Below are 15744 nucleotides of genomic sequence, written 5' to 3'. Positions count from 1 at the left end.
AACTCGGACGAATCTGGGACTTTAACGGACGACCAGGGCCGAGCAGCGTGCCGCTCGGCCCCGCAAGAGTACGACGTATCGCCGTCAGCGCATACTCACCGGCAGGCTGACAGGTCGGCGATCCTTTTCGGCCTACTGCTCGCCGAAGCGGACGATCTTGACGAACTCGTCGGCGTCCAGCGCGGCACCGCCGACCAGGGCGCCGTCGATGTCGGCCTGGGCCATGATCTCCTTGACGTTGCCCGACTTGACCGAGCCGCCGTACTGGATGCGGATCTTCTCGGCGACGTCCTCGGAGTACAGCTCGGCGAGCTTGCCGCGGATGGCCTTGCAGACCTCCTGCGCGTCGTCGGCGCCGCACACCTTGCCGGTGCCGATGGCCCACACGGGCTCGTAGGCGATGACGATCGTCTCGGCCTGCTCGGCCGGGAGGTCCTTGAGGCCGCCCTCGACCTGGGCGAGCGTGTGGGAGACGTGGTTGCCCGCCTCGCGGACGTCCAGCTCCTCACCGACGCACAGGATCGGCGTGATGCCGTGCTTGTAGGCGGCCTTCACCTTGGCGTTGACGATCTCGTCGGTCTCGTTGTGGTACTGCCGGCGCTCGGAGTGGCCGATCGCGACGTACGTGCACTTGAGCTTGGCGAGCATCGGGCCCGAGATCTCGCCGGTGTAGGCACCGGAGTCGTGCGCCGAGAGGTCCTGGGCGCCGTACTTGATCTTGAGCTTGTCGCCGTCCACCAGCGTCTGCACGGAGCGCAGGTCGGTGAAGGGCGGCAGGACGGCGACCTCGACGGCTTCGTAGTCCTTGTCCGCGAGAGCGAAGGCGAGCTTCTGGACGTGGGCGATGGCCTCGAGGTGGTTGAGGTTCATCTTCCAGTTGCCCGCCATGATCGGCGTGCGGGTGCTCATAAAGGGTCAGTCCTCCAGTGCGGCGAGACCGGGCAGCGTCTTGCCCTCGAGGTATTCGAGGGAGGCGCCGCCGCCGGTCGAGATGTGGCCGAATGCCTTCTCGTCGAAGCCCAGGGTACGGACCGCGGCGGCGGAGTCTCCGCCGCCCACCACGGTGAAGCCCGGGGAGTCGATGAGTGCCTGGGCGAGCTCCTTGGTGCCCTCGGCGTAGTCGGGGTGCTCGAAGACGCCCATCGGGCCGTTCCAGAACACGGTCTGCGCGTCGGCGAGCTTCGACGCGTACAGCTTGCGGGTCTCCGGGCCGATGTCGAGGCCCTCCTGGTCGGCCGGGATGGCGTCCGCGGCGACGGTGGAGGGGTTGGCCGGGGCCTTGGTCTTGAGGTCGGGGAACTCCGTCGACACCAGGACGTCCACCGGCAGTACGAGCTCGACGCCGCTCTTCTCGGCGCGCTCCATGTACTCGGTGACCGCGGGAAGCTGGTCCTCCTGGAGGAGCGAGATGCCGACCTCGTAGCCCTTGGCCTTGAGGAACGTGTACGCCATGCCGCCGCCGATGAGGAGACGGTCGGCCTTGCCGAGCAGCTCGTCGATGACGGCCAGCTTGTCGGAGACCTTGGCGCCGCCGAGCGCGACCACGTAGGGGCGCTTGACGTCGTCGGTGAGCTTCTTCAGGACGCCGACCTCGGTGGCGATGAGGAACCCGGCGTAGTGCGGGAGCCGCTTCGGCAGGTCGTACACCGAGGCGTGCTTGCGGTGCACCGCGCCGAATCCGTCGCCCACGTAGAGGTCAGCGAGGGCTGCGAGCTGATCGGCGAACTCGCCGCGCTCGGTGTCGTCCTTGCTCGTCTCCCCCGCGTTGAACCGCAGGTTCTCGATGACGGCGACCTGGCCGGGCTCCAGGCCGTTCACCGCGTCGTGGGCGGCGGGGCCGACGGTGTCCTGCGCGAAGGCGACCGGCTTGCCGAGCAGCTCGGCGAGGCGCTCGGCGGCGGGCAGCAGGGAGAACTGGGGGTCCGGGGCGCCCTTGGGGCGGCCCAGGTGGGAGGCGACGATGACCTTGGCGCCCGCTCCGGCCAGGGCCTCGACGGTCGGCAGGACGGCGCGGATGCGGCCGTCGTCGGTGATGAGGCCGTCGGCCAGCGGCACATTGAGGTCGGCGCGGACGAACACCCGCTTGCCGTCGACCCCTTCGGCGAGAAGTTCCTCAATGGTCTTCATGAGTGGGCTCCTTGAGAGGACTGGTCGTACGAGGCTGAGAGGCTGACGTGCGAAGGGCCCGGACTGTCGCGCGGCGTCGCGCGGGTCCGGACCCTTCGCTCACATCTGAGTGCCTTGCTGCTCCAGAACCTTAGAGGTTCAGAGCTGGCTGCCGACGAAGACCGTGAGGTCGACGAGGCGGTTGGAGTAGCCCCACTCGTTGTCGTACCAACCGAGGATCTTCACCGTCTTGCCCTCCTGGACCATCGTCAGGGAGGAGTCGAAGGTGCAGGACGCCGGGTCGCTCACGATGTCCGAGGACACGATCGGGTCCTCGGTGTAGAACAGGATGCCCTTGAGGTCGCCGTCGTCGGCGGCCTTCTTGAACGCGGCGTTGACCTCGTCCTTGGTGACCTCGCGCTGCAGCTCCACGACCAGGTCGGTGGCCGAGCCGGTGGGAACCGGGACGCGCATGGCGATGCCGTCCAGCTTGCCCTTCAGCTGCGGGAGCACCAGGGCGGTGGCCTTCGCGGCACCGGTGGTGGTCGGGATGATGTTCTCGGCGGCGGCGCGGGCGCGACGCAGGTCCGAGTGCGGGAAGTCCAGGATGCGCTGGTCGTTCGTGTACGCGTGGACCGTCGTCATCAGGCCCTTGACGATGCCGAAGTTCTCGTCGAGAACCTTGGCCATCGGCGCCACACAGTTGGTGGTGCAGGACGCGTTCGAGATGACGTGGTGGTTGGCCGCGTCGTACTTGTCCTGGTTGACGCCCATCACGATGGTGATGTCCTCGTCCTTGGCCGGAGCCGAGATGAGGACCTTCTTCGCGCCACCGGCGATGTGCTTCTCGGCGTCGGCCTTCTTGGTGAAGATGCCGGTCGACTCGATGACGATGTCGACGCCCAGGTCGCCCCACGGGATGTCGGCGGGGTTGCGCTCGGACAGCACCTTGATGGTGTGGCCGTCGACCGTGATGGTGTCCTCGGTGTGCGACACCTCGGCCTTGAGGCGACCCAGGATGGTGTCGTACTTCAGGAGGTGTGCGGTGGTCGCGGTGTCACCCAGGTCGTTGACAGCCACGATCTCGATGTCCGCACCCTGGTCCAGCAGCGCGCGGAAGTAGTTACGACCGATGCGGCCAAAGCCGTTGATGCCTACGCGGATCGTCACGAACCGATCTCCTCGTTGGTACGCCGGGTTTCGACGCCGGCGAGATTTATTGGGATGTCCCCGACCGCCTCCGACCCTACCTCCCATAAAGGCTTTGGGTGACATCGAGCGTCCGTACGCAGCGCACATCGGCTTGTACTCATCAGTAACCTTGTGGCCACGGCTTATTTCGTGGGTATTTCCGCGTCGATCCGGCTCATCAGTCGCTAATTGAGCGCAGGTCCTTTCTGATGAGCGCAATGAGATCGAGGGCGCGGCGCGCTGGGCCGTCCGGGTGGCGCCGCCCTCCCGTGGGCCGACGGCCGAGGGCGGGCAGCGGCGACGGTGGAGCGAGTGGGTACACCGGAAGTTCACTTTCCGGATTTCGGCGGGCCGCTCCGATCACCGGATAAACGCGCACGGGAACAGCCGACGCGGGGTTTGAAGCGGGGATGGCCTCCTGGACCGGATGGCCTCCGCGCATAGCCGCCTTACGTGCCTATTGAGGCGCGATAACCGCCAGTGGGCCGTGGTGGCAGGGGGTAGGAAAAAAGCCGGTGGCGGCACCCTCCAGGGGTGCCGCCACCGGCTCGTTCACCTGCGGGCGGGATCAGCCCGCCATGTTGTCCGCGAGGCTGTCGGCCAGCCCTTCCGCCATTTCGTCGGCCAGCTCCTCCGTCAGGTTCGACTCCGTGCCCGGGATGCCGAGGTCCTGCGCCCGCTTGTCCGCCATGGCCAGCAGGCGGCGGATCCGGCCGGCGACGGCGTCCTTGGTCAGCGGCGGGTCGGCGAGCGCGCCCAGCTCCTCCAGGGAGGCCTGCTTGTGCTCCATGCGCAGCCGGCCGGCGGCCGCCAGGTGCTCGGGCACCTCGTCGGCCAGGATCTCCAGGGCGCGCTGCACGCGGGCGCCGGCGGCGACCGCCGCGCGGGCCGAGCGGCGCAGGTTCGCGTCGTCGAAGTTCGCCAGGCGGTTGGCGGTGGCGCGGACCTCGCGGCGCATCCGCCGCTCCTCCCACGCGAGCACCGACTCATGGGCACCCATCCGGGTGAGCAGCGCGCCGATCGCGTCGCCGTCGCGGACGACGACACGGTCCACGCCGCGCACCTCGCGGGCCTTGGCGGCGATCGAGAGGCGGCGGGCCGCGCCGACCAGCGCGAGCGCGGCCTCCGGGCCCGGGCAGGTCACCTCGAGGGAGCTGGAGCGCCCCGGCTCGGTGAGCGAGCCGTGCGCCAGGAACGCGCCCCGCCAGGCCGCCTCCGCGTCGCAGGTGGCCCCCGAGACCACCTGCGGGGGCAGGCCGCGGATCGGGCGGCCGCGGCCGTCCACGAGCCCCGTCTGACGCGCCAGCTGGTCACCGCCCGCGACGACCCGTACGACAAAACGCGAGCCGCGGCGCAGCCCGCCCGGCGCCATCACGATCAGCTCCGAGCTGTGCCCGAAGATCTCCAGAATGTCCCGCTTGAGCCGCCGGGCGGCCATCGCGGTGTCCAGCTCCGCCTCGATCACGATGCGGCCGCTCACCAGGTGAAGGCCGCCCGCGAACCGCAGGATCGCCGAGACCTCGGCCTTTCTGCAGCAGGTCCGGGTGACGGGAAGCCGGGAGATCTCATCCTTCACCGCTGCCGTCATCGCCATGGGCCGATCCTTCCATGCATCCGAAAAATACGGTCGTACGCGGCGGCCAACAGCTCCGGGTCGTGTCTTGGAGTCCCGTCGGGCCTGGCTACCGGCGCCAGCTCGACCGCGGCACCGAATCGCTCCTTGGCGGCATCGATGAGTTCATCGCGGTCGGGCACGGCGGCCTCGTCGGCCAGCACCACGTCCAGGGCGAGTTTAGGGGCGTGTCGTCCCAAAACCTCCAAATGACGCTGCGGTGAGAACCCATCGGTTTCTCCGGGTTGCGGTGCGAGGTTGAGCGAGAGGACCTTGCGGGCCTTCGTCTCGACGAGCGCGTCGAGCAGTTCGGGCACCAGGAGATGCGGGATCACGGAGGAGAACCAGGAGCCCGGGCCGAGCACCACCCAGTCCGCGTCGAGGACGGCGGCGACCACCTCGGGGACGGCCGGCGGGTCGTGCGGCACCACGTGCACGGACTGGACCTCGCCCAGGGTGAGCGCGACGTTCGCCTGGCCGCGGATGGTCCGGATGTCGTCCGGGCGTGCCGGATCGTCTCCCCTGACCTCGGCCTGCAGCTCCAGCGGCACCGCGGACATGGGCAGGACGCGGCCGTGTGCGCCCAGCAGCTTGCCGACCAGGTCCAGTGCCTGGACGTGATCGCCGAGCTGCTCCCACAGGGCGACGATCAGGAGATTGCCGACCGCGTGGCCGTTCATCTCGCCCGGGGACTGGAAGCGGTGCTGGATGACGCGGGCCCAGGTCTGGCCCCAGTCGTCGTCGCCGCACAGGGCCGCGAGGGCCTTGCGCAGGTCGCCGGGCGGCAGCACGCCCAGCTCGTCCCGCAGGCGCCCGCTGGAGCCGCCGTCGTCGGCGACCGTGACGACGGCCGTGAGGTCGCCCGTGATGCGACGCAGCGCCGCGAGCGAGGCCGAGAGGCCCATGCCGCCGCCGAGCGCGACGACCTTGGGCGTCGCGCCCTTGCCGGGCGCCGCCGGTGAGCTTCTGCGGCGGATCCTGCTGGTGAGCCGCAGCGTACGTCCCGTCATTCGCGGCCCATGTCCCGGTGGACGACCACGGTCTCCACGCCCTGCGCGGCGAGGCGGGCGGCGAGCTTCTCCGAGGTGGCGACGGAGCGGTGCTTGCCGCCGGTGCAGCCGACGGCGATGGTCACGTACCGCTTGCCCTCGCGGCGGTAGCCGGCCGCGATCAGCTGGAGCAGCTCGGTGTAGCGGTCGAGGAACTCCTTGGCGCCGGGCTGCGAAAAGACGTAGTTCGAGACCTCCTCGTTGAGCCCTGTGAAGGGGCGCAGCTCGGGGACCCAGTGCGGGTTCGGCAGGAAGCGCATGTCGACGACGAGGTCGGCGTCGACGGGCAGCCCGTACTTGAAGCCGAACGACATGACGGTGGCCCGCAGCTCGGGCTCCTCCTCGCCCGCGAACTGGGCGTCCATCTTGGCGCGCAGCTCGTGCACGTTCAGGCTGGAGGTGTCGATGACGAGGTCGGCGTCGCCGCGCAGCTCGCGCAGGAGCTCGCGCTCGGCGTCGATGCCGTCGACGATGCGGCCGTCGCCCTGCAGGGGATGCGGGCGGCGCACCGACTCGAAGCGGCGCACCAAGGCCTCGTCGGAGGACTCCAGGAAGACGATGCGGCGCGTGACGTGCTTGTTCTCCAGGTCCGCGAGGGATTCCCGGAGGTTGTCGAAGAAGCGACGGCCGCGGACGTCGACGACGACCGCGATCCGTGCCACGTTGCCCTGCGAGCGGGCGCCGAGCTCCACCATGGTGGGGATCAGCGCGGGCGGCAGGTTGTCGACGACGAACCAGCCGAGGTCCTCCAGACACTTGGCCGCGGTGGAGCGGCCCGCGCCCGACATGCCCGAGATGATCACCAGCTCGGGGATGGCGGAGTCGGGGACGCCGGGGGCGTCGTGGGTGGTGCCTGTGCCGGTACTCACTGCTGCTCCATGCTCGGATTGCTGCTCGGCCGCCCCCTGCGGTGGCGCGGGGCTGTGCGCCGTACCGCTGGTGTCGCCGATGTCGCTGCTCTCGTGGTCCTGCTCGGTCATGGCTCCTGCCCCCGTCGTTCTTCCGAGGCGCCGACGGGCTCCTCGGTGGTCCGCGCGTCCGTCGCGCGGTCCGTGGCGTGGTCCGTGACGTCGTCGTGGTCGGGCGTGACGTCGTCGTCTTCCATGATCTCTCCGGTGGCGGTGTTCACGGCCGGTGCCGCCGGTGCCGCCTGCGCGAAGGCGATCACGATCGTCTCAGCCGTCTTGCGGCCTATGCCGGGAACCTCACAGATCTGGTCGATTGTGGCGGACCTCAGCCGCTTCACCGAACCGAAGTGCTTGATGAGGGCCTGTTTACGGGCGTCACCGAGTCCCGGTACGTCGTCCAGCGGTCCGGCCCTGAAGCGCTTGGCCCGCTTGGTGCGCTGGTAGGTGATCGCGAAACGGTGGGCCTCGTCGCGGACCCGCTGCAGAAGATAGAGCCCCTCGCTGGTCCGTGGCAGCACCACCGGGTCGTCCTCGTCGGGCACCCAGACCTCTTCGAGGCGCTTGGCGAGGCCGCACACGGCGATGTCGTCGATGCCCAGCTCGTCCAGGGCCCGCTTGGCCGCCGCGACCTGCGGCTGGCCGCCGTCCACCACGACGAGCTGGGGCGGATAGGCGAACTTCTTGGGCCGCCCGTCGTCCTCGGTGAGGCGCATCTCCTGCTCGGTCTCGTCGTCCAGCTCGGCGTCGGACCAGTCGGCCGACTTCTCCTGGGCGGCGAGATAGCGCTTGAAGCGACGCGTGATCACCTCGTGCATGGAGCGGACGTCGTCCTGCCCCTCGAAACCCTTGATCTGGAAGCGCCGGTACTCGCTCTTGCGTGCGAGGCCGTCCTCGAAGACCACCATGGAGGCGACGACGTCGTCGCCCTGGAGGTGGGAGATGTCGTAGCACTCGATGCGCAGCGGGGCGCTGCCCAGGTCGAGGGCTTCGGCGATCTCCTCCAGGGCGCGGGAGCGTGTGGTCAGGTCGGAGGCGCGCCTGGTCTTGTGCAGGACCAGTGCCTGCTGCGCGTTCCTGTGCACCGTCTCCATGAGGGCCTTCTTGTCGCCGCGCTGCGGGATGCGCAGCGAGACGATCGAGCCGCGGCGCTCGGTCAGCCAGGCCTGGATCGGCTCGACGGGCTCGGGCAGGGCGGGGACGAGGACCTCCTTGGGGACGGCGTCGCCGCTCTCCTCCCCGTAGAGCTGCTGGAGCGCGTGCTCGACCAAGTCACCGCTGGTGACGGCCTCGACCTTGTCGGTGACCCAGCCGCGCTGGCCGCGGACGCGTCCGCCGCGCACGTGGAAGATCTGGACCGCCGCTTCCAGCTCGTCCTCCGCGAGGGCGATGAGGTCGGCGTCGGTGGCGTCGGCGAGTACGACCGCGCTCTTCTCCATGGCCTTCTTCAGGGCCTCGATGTCGTCGCGCAGGCGGCCGGCCCGCTCGTACTCCATCTCCTCCGCCGCCGCCTGCATCTCCTTCTCCAGGCGCCGGATGTACGTCCCTGTACGGCCGGCCATGAAGTCGCAGAACTCGTCGGCCAGTTCGCGGTGCTCGTCCGGGGTGACGCGGTCCACGCAGGGCGCCGAGCATTTGCCGATGTATCCGAGCAGGCAGGGGCGGCCGGTCCTCGCCGCGTTCTTGAACACTCCGGCGGAGCAGGTGCGCACCGGGAAGACGCGCAGCAGAAGATCGACGGTGTCACGGATCGCCCAGGCGTGCGTGTACGGCCCGAAATAGCGCACGCCCTTCTTCTTCTGGCCACGCATGACCTGAACCCGGGGAAATTCCTCGTTCATGGTCACCGCGAGGTACGGATAACTCTTGTCGTCGCGGTACTTGACGTTGAACCGGGGGTCGTACTCCTTGATCCAGGAGTACTCCAGCTGCAGCGCCTCGACCTCCGTGGACACCACCGTCCACTCCACGGACGCGGCCGTGGTGACCATGGTGCGGGTGCGCGGGTGCAGGTTCGCCAGGTCCTGGAAGTAGTTCGCCAGGCGCTGACGCAGACTCTTCGCCTTTCCGACGTAGATCACCCGGCGGTGTTCGTCGCGGAACCTGTACACCCCTGGGGAGTCGGGAATCTGTCCCGGCTTGGGGCGGTAGCTGGAGGGGTCGGCCATGTCAGACACCCTACTTCCGGGGTGTGACAGTTCGGGCCGGTCCGGCGCCGGACCGGCCGCGCAGCCCGCCAGGTCAGCCCGTCCGGCGGGCGGGCCGAGCGGCCACAGCCGTGCCGCTCCCCGCCCGGCACCGGCGTCTTCTGCCGGGTCGGCGCGGCGGACGATGTGCTCGTCGTGGCCGCCCTGCCATGTCCGGACACACTGGCGCGGATCGGCCCTTGTCGGTGGCAGATCAACACGCTTCAATGCCGGGTGACTTCGGGCGCTGAACGACGTCGTACGGATGTGAGGAACCCCTGTACGTCGACCGACCGCCCTCACTCCGACCGGCGCGAACGCCCCGATACAGCGATGTGGATGTTCACATTCCGCAGGCAGTGTGCGGAGAAGCGGAGACCCCGATGCGACTGGGCGAACAGCACACGGAAACCAAACGGCCACCGGCACTGGAGGCGGCTCTGCGCACCGGCCCGTTCCATGTCGCCCTGCGGGCCGCGATAGCCGCCCGGAGACTGCCACTGCACCGGGTGCAGCATCATCTGTCGCGCCAGGGCATCAAGGTCGGTGTGACCAGCTTGAGTTACTGGCAGCAGGGGGCGCGAAGACCGCAGCGCGACGAGTCGATGCGGGCCGTGCGTGCTCTGGAGGAGATCCTTCAGCTGCCCGACGAGTCGCTGATCCGGCTCCTCGGGCGGGGCGAGAAGCCTGTCGCGGAGCAGCGGCCCACGACGCGCCCGTACCGCCCGCCGACCACGGCCTCCGGAGTGCTCCACCGGCTGCTGACGGAGCTGGGGTCACCCCTGGACGGGGGCCTGCACACCGTCGGGCACTTCGAACGGGTCCGGATCGGGTCCCGCAGGGAGCTGCTCGGCAGAGACTCGCAGCACATCGTGCGGGCCCATCGCGACGGGGTGGACCGCTATGTGGCCGTCCATCACGGAGACCCGGGCTGCTCCCCCAGGGACGTGGCGGTGGAGGCCGTGGAGAACTGTCGTACCGGACGGATGTGCTGGGACACCAAAACCGGCGTGCTGGTGACGGAACTGCTCTTCGACACGCGGCTGCGGGCCGGGGACACCCATGTGTTCCGCTACGGATTCCAGGACGGCACCGCGGGCACGTCGAGCCAGTACGTTCGCGGGTTCAGCCGCGCCGGCGGGCAGTACGCGCTCCAGGTGCGGTTCGCCGACGACACGCTGCCGGTGGGCTGCCACCGCTTCGCCCAACGGTCTACGGCCGCCCCACGCGTCGACCGCCAGGAACTGACGGTCAGCGATCGGCACCGGTCGGTGCACATGGTGGAGCAGGGCGTACGGGTGGGGCTGCTGGGGATCGGCTGGGATTGGGAGTAGGGGTGGAGGGTGATGGCGGGCCCGGGCCGGGTCGACCTGATCCAGGTCGCCCCGGGGCCGGGCACGGTGGGCGGCCGGAAGCGGTGGGGCGGCTGGGCGGTGGAGGCGGGATCAGGACGTTCTCGGCGGGGTCTACTGCTTGGGGCTCGCGACGATCTTGCCGCCCTCGACCTTCACCGAAAGCTCCTCCAGCGGCTCCGTCGCCGGGGACTGCAGCACCTTCCCGGTGGTGGCGTCGAACTTGCTGCCGTGGCAGTTGCAGGTCAGCTCGGTGCCCTTCAGCATCCCGATGGGGCATCCGGCGTGGGTGCAGATCGTGCTGAACGCCTTGTAGTCGCCGCTCTCGGCACGGCTGACCACGACGTGCTCGTCCTTGTAGAGCTTCGCGCCGCCTTCGGGTACCTCGTCGGCCTTGCCCAGGTCGACGGGCGCGGTGGGTGCGGCGGCCGCACCCGAGTCGCCCCCGGTGGAGCACGCGGTCAGGCCGATCCCTGCCGTCCCCGCAATGGCGACGCCGCGCAGCGCGGTGCGGCGAGAGATGCGGGAAGGGGTTGTGCCGGGCATCGAGGCTCCACGGGTGTCGCTGGGCGGAGGCAGCCCGGCGCCGGGCCGGGAACCGACCGGCCTTGAGGCTGACCAGGGGTGACAGATCAGACGATACCGGCGGGGTGGCAGGCACCCTGGCGGGGCCCCTGCGGAGCGGTGCGCGAGCGGCTTGGGAGCGGTGAGAGGAACGCCCGGTCCCGCCCTCCGTGTGCCCGCTTCGGCGGTGTGCGTGCCCGGGTCGGGGGCAGGTGGTGCCTCGCAGGTCGCCGACGCTCTAGCCTGCCGTCGGGCGGCCCGCTTCACAGGAGGCTGTGTCGCTCAGGGGTCGGCCACGGTGTGCGCGGCGCCGACCGTGATCATGCCGTCGTTCGGTCGCCCCTCGGGACGACCGGACACACGGCTGCCCGCTCGCCCCGCACCACTCCGTCCGCCGTCTGAAAGGACCCCGTTGTGATCGTCGTCGCCGGAGAGGCCCTGATCGATCTCGTCCCGCTGGGGTCGAGCCCCGACGACGGCGGCGCGGACCGACGGGCTCCCGGGCTGCCCCCGCTCGCACCGCGGCTGGGCGGCGGCCCGTACAACACGGCGGTGGCGCTCGGCCGCCTCGGCTCTCCCGTCGCCTTCTGTTCCCGCCTGTCCCGGGACGGCTTCGGCGAGGCCCTGCTGAACGGTCTGCGCTCCGCAGGGGTGGACACCTCGCCCGTGCAGCGCGGGGACGAGCCGACGACGCTGGCGGTCACGTCCATCGGGCCGGACGGTTCGGCCGGCTACTCCTTCTATGCGGAGGGCACCGCCGATCGCCTCTTCTCGGTGCCTGACCTGCTTCCGGCGGGTACGCGCGCGGTGTCGTTCGGCACCTGCTCGCTGGTCCTGGAGCCGGGCGCGAGCGCCTACGAGGACCTGATGCGGGCGGCCTCCGCCCAGGGTCTGTTCACCGCGCTCGACCCGAACATCCGGCCCGGGCTGATCCCCGACGCGGACGCCTACCGGGCCCGCTTCAAGAACTGGCTGCCCTCGACCACGCTCCTCAAGCTCTCCGAGGAGGACGCGCAGTGGCTCGGCGGTACACCGCAGGAATGGCTCTCCAGCGGGCCCGCCGCCGTGGTGCTCACGCGGGGCGGAGACGGTCTGACCGTCTTCACACGGAACGGCGGCGAGTACGCCGTCCCGGGTGAGCGGGTCGAGGTCGTCGACACCATCGGCGCCGGTGACACGGTCAACGCGGCGCTGCTGCACGGCCTTTCGCAGCAGGATGCCCTCTCCCCCGCCGCCGTCGACGGCCTGGACGGTGACGGCTGGACACGCCTGCTCCGGTTCGCGGCCCGCGCGGCGGCGATCACCTGCTCCCGCGCGGGAGCGGAACCGCCCTACGGATCCGAGGTCGGGGAGGTGTAGGGGCCTGCCGGAACCCCTCCCCGCGACGGTATCGGACCGACAGCTCTGCTCTGTGCTGTTGTCAAGGTTCGACTGATCCTGCGGTTCACGGCGGCAGTGAACCGCGGGACCAGGCCGGCTGACTGTTGAACGGACGGTGCCCCGTGGGAAGTTCCCACGGGGCACCAAATATTTCACGGAGAGTAACCAACGGCTCCTCTGTGTCAGGCCTTGCGGGCCCGACCGGCCGCCTTCTTCGCCACGGTCTTCTTGGCCGTGGACTTCGCCGGCGTCGTCTTCTTGGCCGTCGACGTGGCCTTCGTCGCGGACGACTTGGCCGCCGCCTTGGTCGTGGTCGCCTTGGCCGTCGCCGCCTTCTTCGCCGGGGCCTTGCCCGCCGCCACCGTCTTCTTCGCAGCGGTCTTGCGGGCGCGCGTGGCGGGCGCCGGGGCATCGCTGACCCGGTCGGCGCCGAGGATGTCGCGCAGGAACTTGCCGGTGTGGCTGGCAGGCTCCGCCGCGACCTCCTCCGGGGTGCCCTCGGCGACGACGATGCCGCCGCCGTTGCCCCCCTCAGGGCCCATGTCGACGACCCAGTCCGCGGTCTTGATGACATCGAGGTTGTGCTCGATGACGATGACCGAGTTGCCCTTGTCGACGAGGCCGGACAGCACGGTGATCAGCTTGCTGATGTCCTCGAAGTGCAGACCCGTGGTCGGCTCGTCGAGCACGTAGACCGTGCGGCCCGTGGAACGCTTCTGCAGCTCGCTGGCCAGCTTCACGCGCTGCGCCTCGCCACCGGACAGGGTCGGCGCGGACTGGCCGAGCCGGACGTAGCCGAGACCCACGTCGTTCAGCGTCTTGAGGTGACGGGCGATGCCGGGAACGGCCTCGAAGAAGCTCAGCGCCTCCTCGATCGGCATGTCCAAGACCTCGGCGATGGACTTGCCCTTGTAGTGGACGTCCAGGGTCTCCCGGTTGTACCGCGCACCGTGGCAGACCTCGCACGGGACGTACACGTCCGGCAGGAAGTTCATCTCGATCTTGATCGTGCCGTCGCCCGAGCAGTTCTCGCAGCGGCCGCCCTTGACGTTGAAGGAGAAACGCCCGGGCAGATAACCGCGGACCTTCGCCTCGGTCGTCTCGGCGAACAGCCTGCGGACGTGGTCGAAGACACCGGTGTACGTCGCCGGGTTCGACCGCGGCGTACGGCCGATCGGCGACTGGTCCACGTGCACGACCTTGTCGACGAGGTCGTCGCCGTCCACGCGCGTGTGCCGGCCGGGGACCGTGCGGGCGCCGTTCAGCTCGCGCGCCAGGTGCGTGTACAGGATGTCGTTGACCAGCGTCGACTTGCCCGAGCCGGAGACACCGGTGACGGCCGTGAGCACACCCAGCGGGAAAGACACGTCGATGTCCCGCAGGTTGTTCTCCTTGGCTCCGTGCACCGTCAGGCGGCGGGCCGGATCCACCGGGCGCCGGACGTCCGGGATGGGGATGGCCCTCTTGCCCGACAGATACTGGCCGGTCATCGACTCGGCGTTCTTCACCAGCTCCTTCAACGGGCCGCTGTGCACGACCTTGCCGCCGTGCTCACCCGCACCGGGGCCGATGTCGACGATCCAGTCGGCGACCTTGATGGTGTCCTCGTCGTGCTCGACCACGATGAGCGTGTTGCCCATGTCGCGCAGGCGGACCAGCGTCTCGATCAGGCGGTGGTTGTCGCGCTGGTGGAGACCGATGGACGGCTCGTCCAGGACGTACAGGACACCGACGAGACCGGAGCCGATCTGCGTGGCGAGGCGGATGCGCTGGGCCTCGCCGCCCGAGAGGGTGCCGGCCGCCCGGTTCAGCGACAGGTAATCGAGGCCCACGTCCACGAGGAACCGCAGTCGCTCGTTGACCTCCTTCAGCACGCGCTCGGCGATCTTCTTGTCGCGCGCGTTCAGCGTGAGCTTGGCCAGGAAGTCGGCGCAGTCGCTGATGGACATCGCCGAGACCTCGGCGATCGACTTGTCCATGACCGTGACGGCCAGCACGATCGGCTTCAGGCGCGTGCCCTCACAGGTGGGGCAGGGCACCTCCCGCATGTAGCCCTCGAAGCGCTCGCGGCTCGCGTCCGACTCGGCCTCGCTGTGGCGGCGCTTGACGAACGGCACGGCGCCCTCGAACGGCGTCGTGTAGACGCGCTCGCGCCCGTACCGGTTGCGGTAGCGGACCTCGATCTGGGTCTTGTGGCCGTAGATCAGCGCCTTCTTCGCGCGCTGCGGCAGTCCGGCGAACGGGATGTCCGTGCGGAAGCCGAGGGCGTCGGCGAGAGCGCCGATGAGGCGGCCGAAGTAGTCCTTGGTGTGGCCGTGCGACCACGGGTGGATGGCGCCCTCGTCGAGCGACTTGTCCTCGTCGGGAACGATCAGCTCCGGGTCGACCTCCATGCGCGTACCGATGCCCGAGCAGTCGGGGCAGGCGCCGAAGGGCGAGTTGAAGGAGAAGGAGCGCGGCTCCAGCTCCTCGAAGGACAGGTCGTCGTGCGGGCAGTACAGGTGCTCCGAGTACATGCGCTCGCGCTCGGGGTCGTCCTCCGGGAGGTCGACGAAGTCGAGCACGACCATGCCGCCGGACAGGCCGAGCGCGGTCTCCACGGAGTCGGTCAGGCGGCGCTTGGCGGAGTCCTTCACCGTGAGGCGGTCGACGACCACCTCGATGGTGTGCTTCTCCTGCTTCTTCAGGGTCGGCGGCTCGGAGAGCTGGATCGTCTGGCCGTCCACGCGCGCGCGGGAGTAGCCCTTGGTCTGCAGGTCGCTGAAGAGATCGATGAACTCACCCTTGCGCTCGCGCACCAGCGGCGACAGCACCTGGAAGCGGCTGCCCTCGGGCAGCTCCAGGACCTTGTCGACGATGGCCTGCGGCGACTGGCGCGCGATGGGGCGGCCGCACTCGGGGCAGTGCGGCTTGCCGATGCGCGCGAAGAGGAGTCGCAGATAGTCGTAGACCTCGGTGATGGTGCCGACCGTGGAGCGCGGGTTGCGCGACGTCGACTTCTGGTCGATCGAGACGGCCGGTGACAGGCCCTCGATGAAGTCGACGTCCGGCTTGTCCATCTGGCCGAGGAACTGACGGGCGTACGAGGACAGCGACTCGACGTACCGGCGCTGGCCCTCGGCGAAGATCGTGTCGAACGCGAGCGAGGACTTGCCGGAGCCGGACAGACCGGTGAAGACGATGAGGGAGTCGCGCGGGAGGTCGAGCGAGACATTCCGGAGATTGTGCTCGCGCGCGCCACGGACGATGAGACGGTCGGCCACGCCGGTCCGCACCTTTCTAGAGAGAAGCGACAGGGGCGATAGCCCCCGCCCCCCGAGGTCTGGCTCTCTCGAGGACGCCCCGAGAGAGCCCCGGGAAAGTCACGAGAGGGCTGTCTTCGAAGAGTAGAGGGAGCCA

The 15744-nt window shown here is 69.6% G+C and carries 11 protein-coding genes; 2 read left to right on the top strand and 9 right to left on the bottom strand.

Going from position 1 to position 15744, the window contains the following annotated elements; genetic code table 11:
• Positions 1-132: 132 nt before the first annotated feature.
• The 7 genes from tpiA to uvrC all read right to left on the bottom strand — a co-directional run bounded on the left by tpiA (position 133) and on the right by uvrC (position 9031).
• Positions 133-909, bottom strand: coding sequence for a triose-phosphate isomerase (gene tpiA / locus K377_RS31115; RefSeq protein WP_111666918.1), 777 nt, complete (start codon positions 907-909; stop codon positions 133-135).
• Positions 910-915: 6 nt separating this feature from the next.
• Positions 916-2127, bottom strand: coding sequence for a phosphoglycerate kinase (locus K377_RS31110; RefSeq protein ID WP_111666917.1), 1212 nt, complete (start codon positions 2125-2127; stop codon positions 916-918).
• 138 nt (positions 2128-2265) lie between these two features.
• The gene (gap, locus tag K377_RS31105; protein ID WP_111666916.1) at positions 2266-3276 is read right to left on the bottom strand and encodes a type I glyceraldehyde-3-phosphate dehydrogenase; all 1011 of its coding nucleotides are present in this window, start codon (positions 3274-3276) and stop codon (positions 2266-2268) included.
• Positions 3277-3865: 589 nt separating this feature from the next.
• Positions 3866-4891, bottom strand: coding sequence for a DNA-binding protein WhiA (gene whiA, locus K377_RS31100; protein WP_111666915.1), 1026 nt, complete (start codon positions 4889-4891; stop codon positions 3866-3868).
• Positions 4882-5919 (bottom strand): uridine diphosphate-N-acetylglucosamine-binding protein YvcK, encoded by a 1038-nt coding sequence (yvcK, locus tag K377_RS31095; RefSeq protein WP_111666914.1) that lies wholly within the window; start codon positions 5917-5919, stop codon positions 4882-4884. The genes whiA and yvcK overlap by 10 nt, the downstream gene beginning before the upstream one ends.
• Positions 5916-6938, bottom strand: coding sequence for an RNase adapter RapZ (rapZ, locus tag K377_RS31090; RefSeq protein WP_237551546.1), 1023 nt, complete (start codon positions 6936-6938; stop codon positions 5916-5918). The genes yvcK and rapZ overlap by 4 nt, the downstream gene beginning before the upstream one ends.
• Positions 6935-9031, bottom strand: a complete 2097-nt coding sequence (gene uvrC, locus K377_RS31085; protein WP_111666913.1) for an excinuclease ABC subunit UvrC — start codon at positions 9029-9031, stop codon at positions 6935-6937. The genes rapZ and uvrC overlap by 4 nt, the downstream gene beginning before the upstream one ends.
• Positions 9032-9432: 401 nt before the next feature.
• On the opposite strand from uvrC, the gene K377_RS31080 reads away from it, so the two are divergent.
• On the top strand, positions 9433-10383 hold the full coding sequence (locus K377_RS31080) for a hypothetical protein (protein ID WP_111666912.1): 951 nt from the start codon (positions 9433-9435) through the stop codon (positions 10381-10383).
• A gap of 132 nt (positions 10384-10515) precedes the next feature.
• Here K377_RS31080 and K377_RS31075 read toward each other — a convergent pair whose 3' ends face one another.
• Entirely contained in the window at positions 10516-10947 is a 432-nt protein-coding gene (locus tag K377_RS31075; protein WP_111666911.1) for a Rieske (2Fe-2S) protein, read from the bottom strand.
• 432 nt (positions 10948-11379) lie between these two features.
• Here K377_RS31075 and K377_RS31070 point away from each other — a divergent pair, with 432 nt between their 5' ends.
• A complete protein-coding gene (locus K377_RS31070; RefSeq protein ID WP_111666910.1) occupies positions 11380-12324 on the top strand; it encodes a carbohydrate kinase in 945 nt (314 codons plus the stop codon).
• 203 nt (positions 12325-12527) lie between these two features.
• On the opposite strand, the gene uvrA is transcribed toward K377_RS31070, so the two are convergent.
• Positions 12528-15608 carry an excinuclease ABC subunit UvrA gene (gene uvrA, locus K377_RS31065; RefSeq protein WP_111666909.1) on the bottom strand — a complete coding sequence of 1027 codons (3081 nt, stop codon included), beginning with the start codon at positions 15606-15608 and terminating at the stop codon, positions 12528-12530.
• Between the last annotated feature and the right edge of the window lie 136 nt (positions 15609-15744).

The sequence above is a fragment of the Streptomyces sp. PsTaAH-137 genome, from assembly GCF_003259365.1.
Taxonomy (GTDB): domain Bacteria; phylum Actinomycetota; class Actinomycetes; order Streptomycetales; family Streptomycetaceae; genus Streptomyces.
The sequence above is the reverse complement of the archived record's forward strand: the minus strand, read 5'-3'. Positions and strand labels throughout refer to the sequence as shown.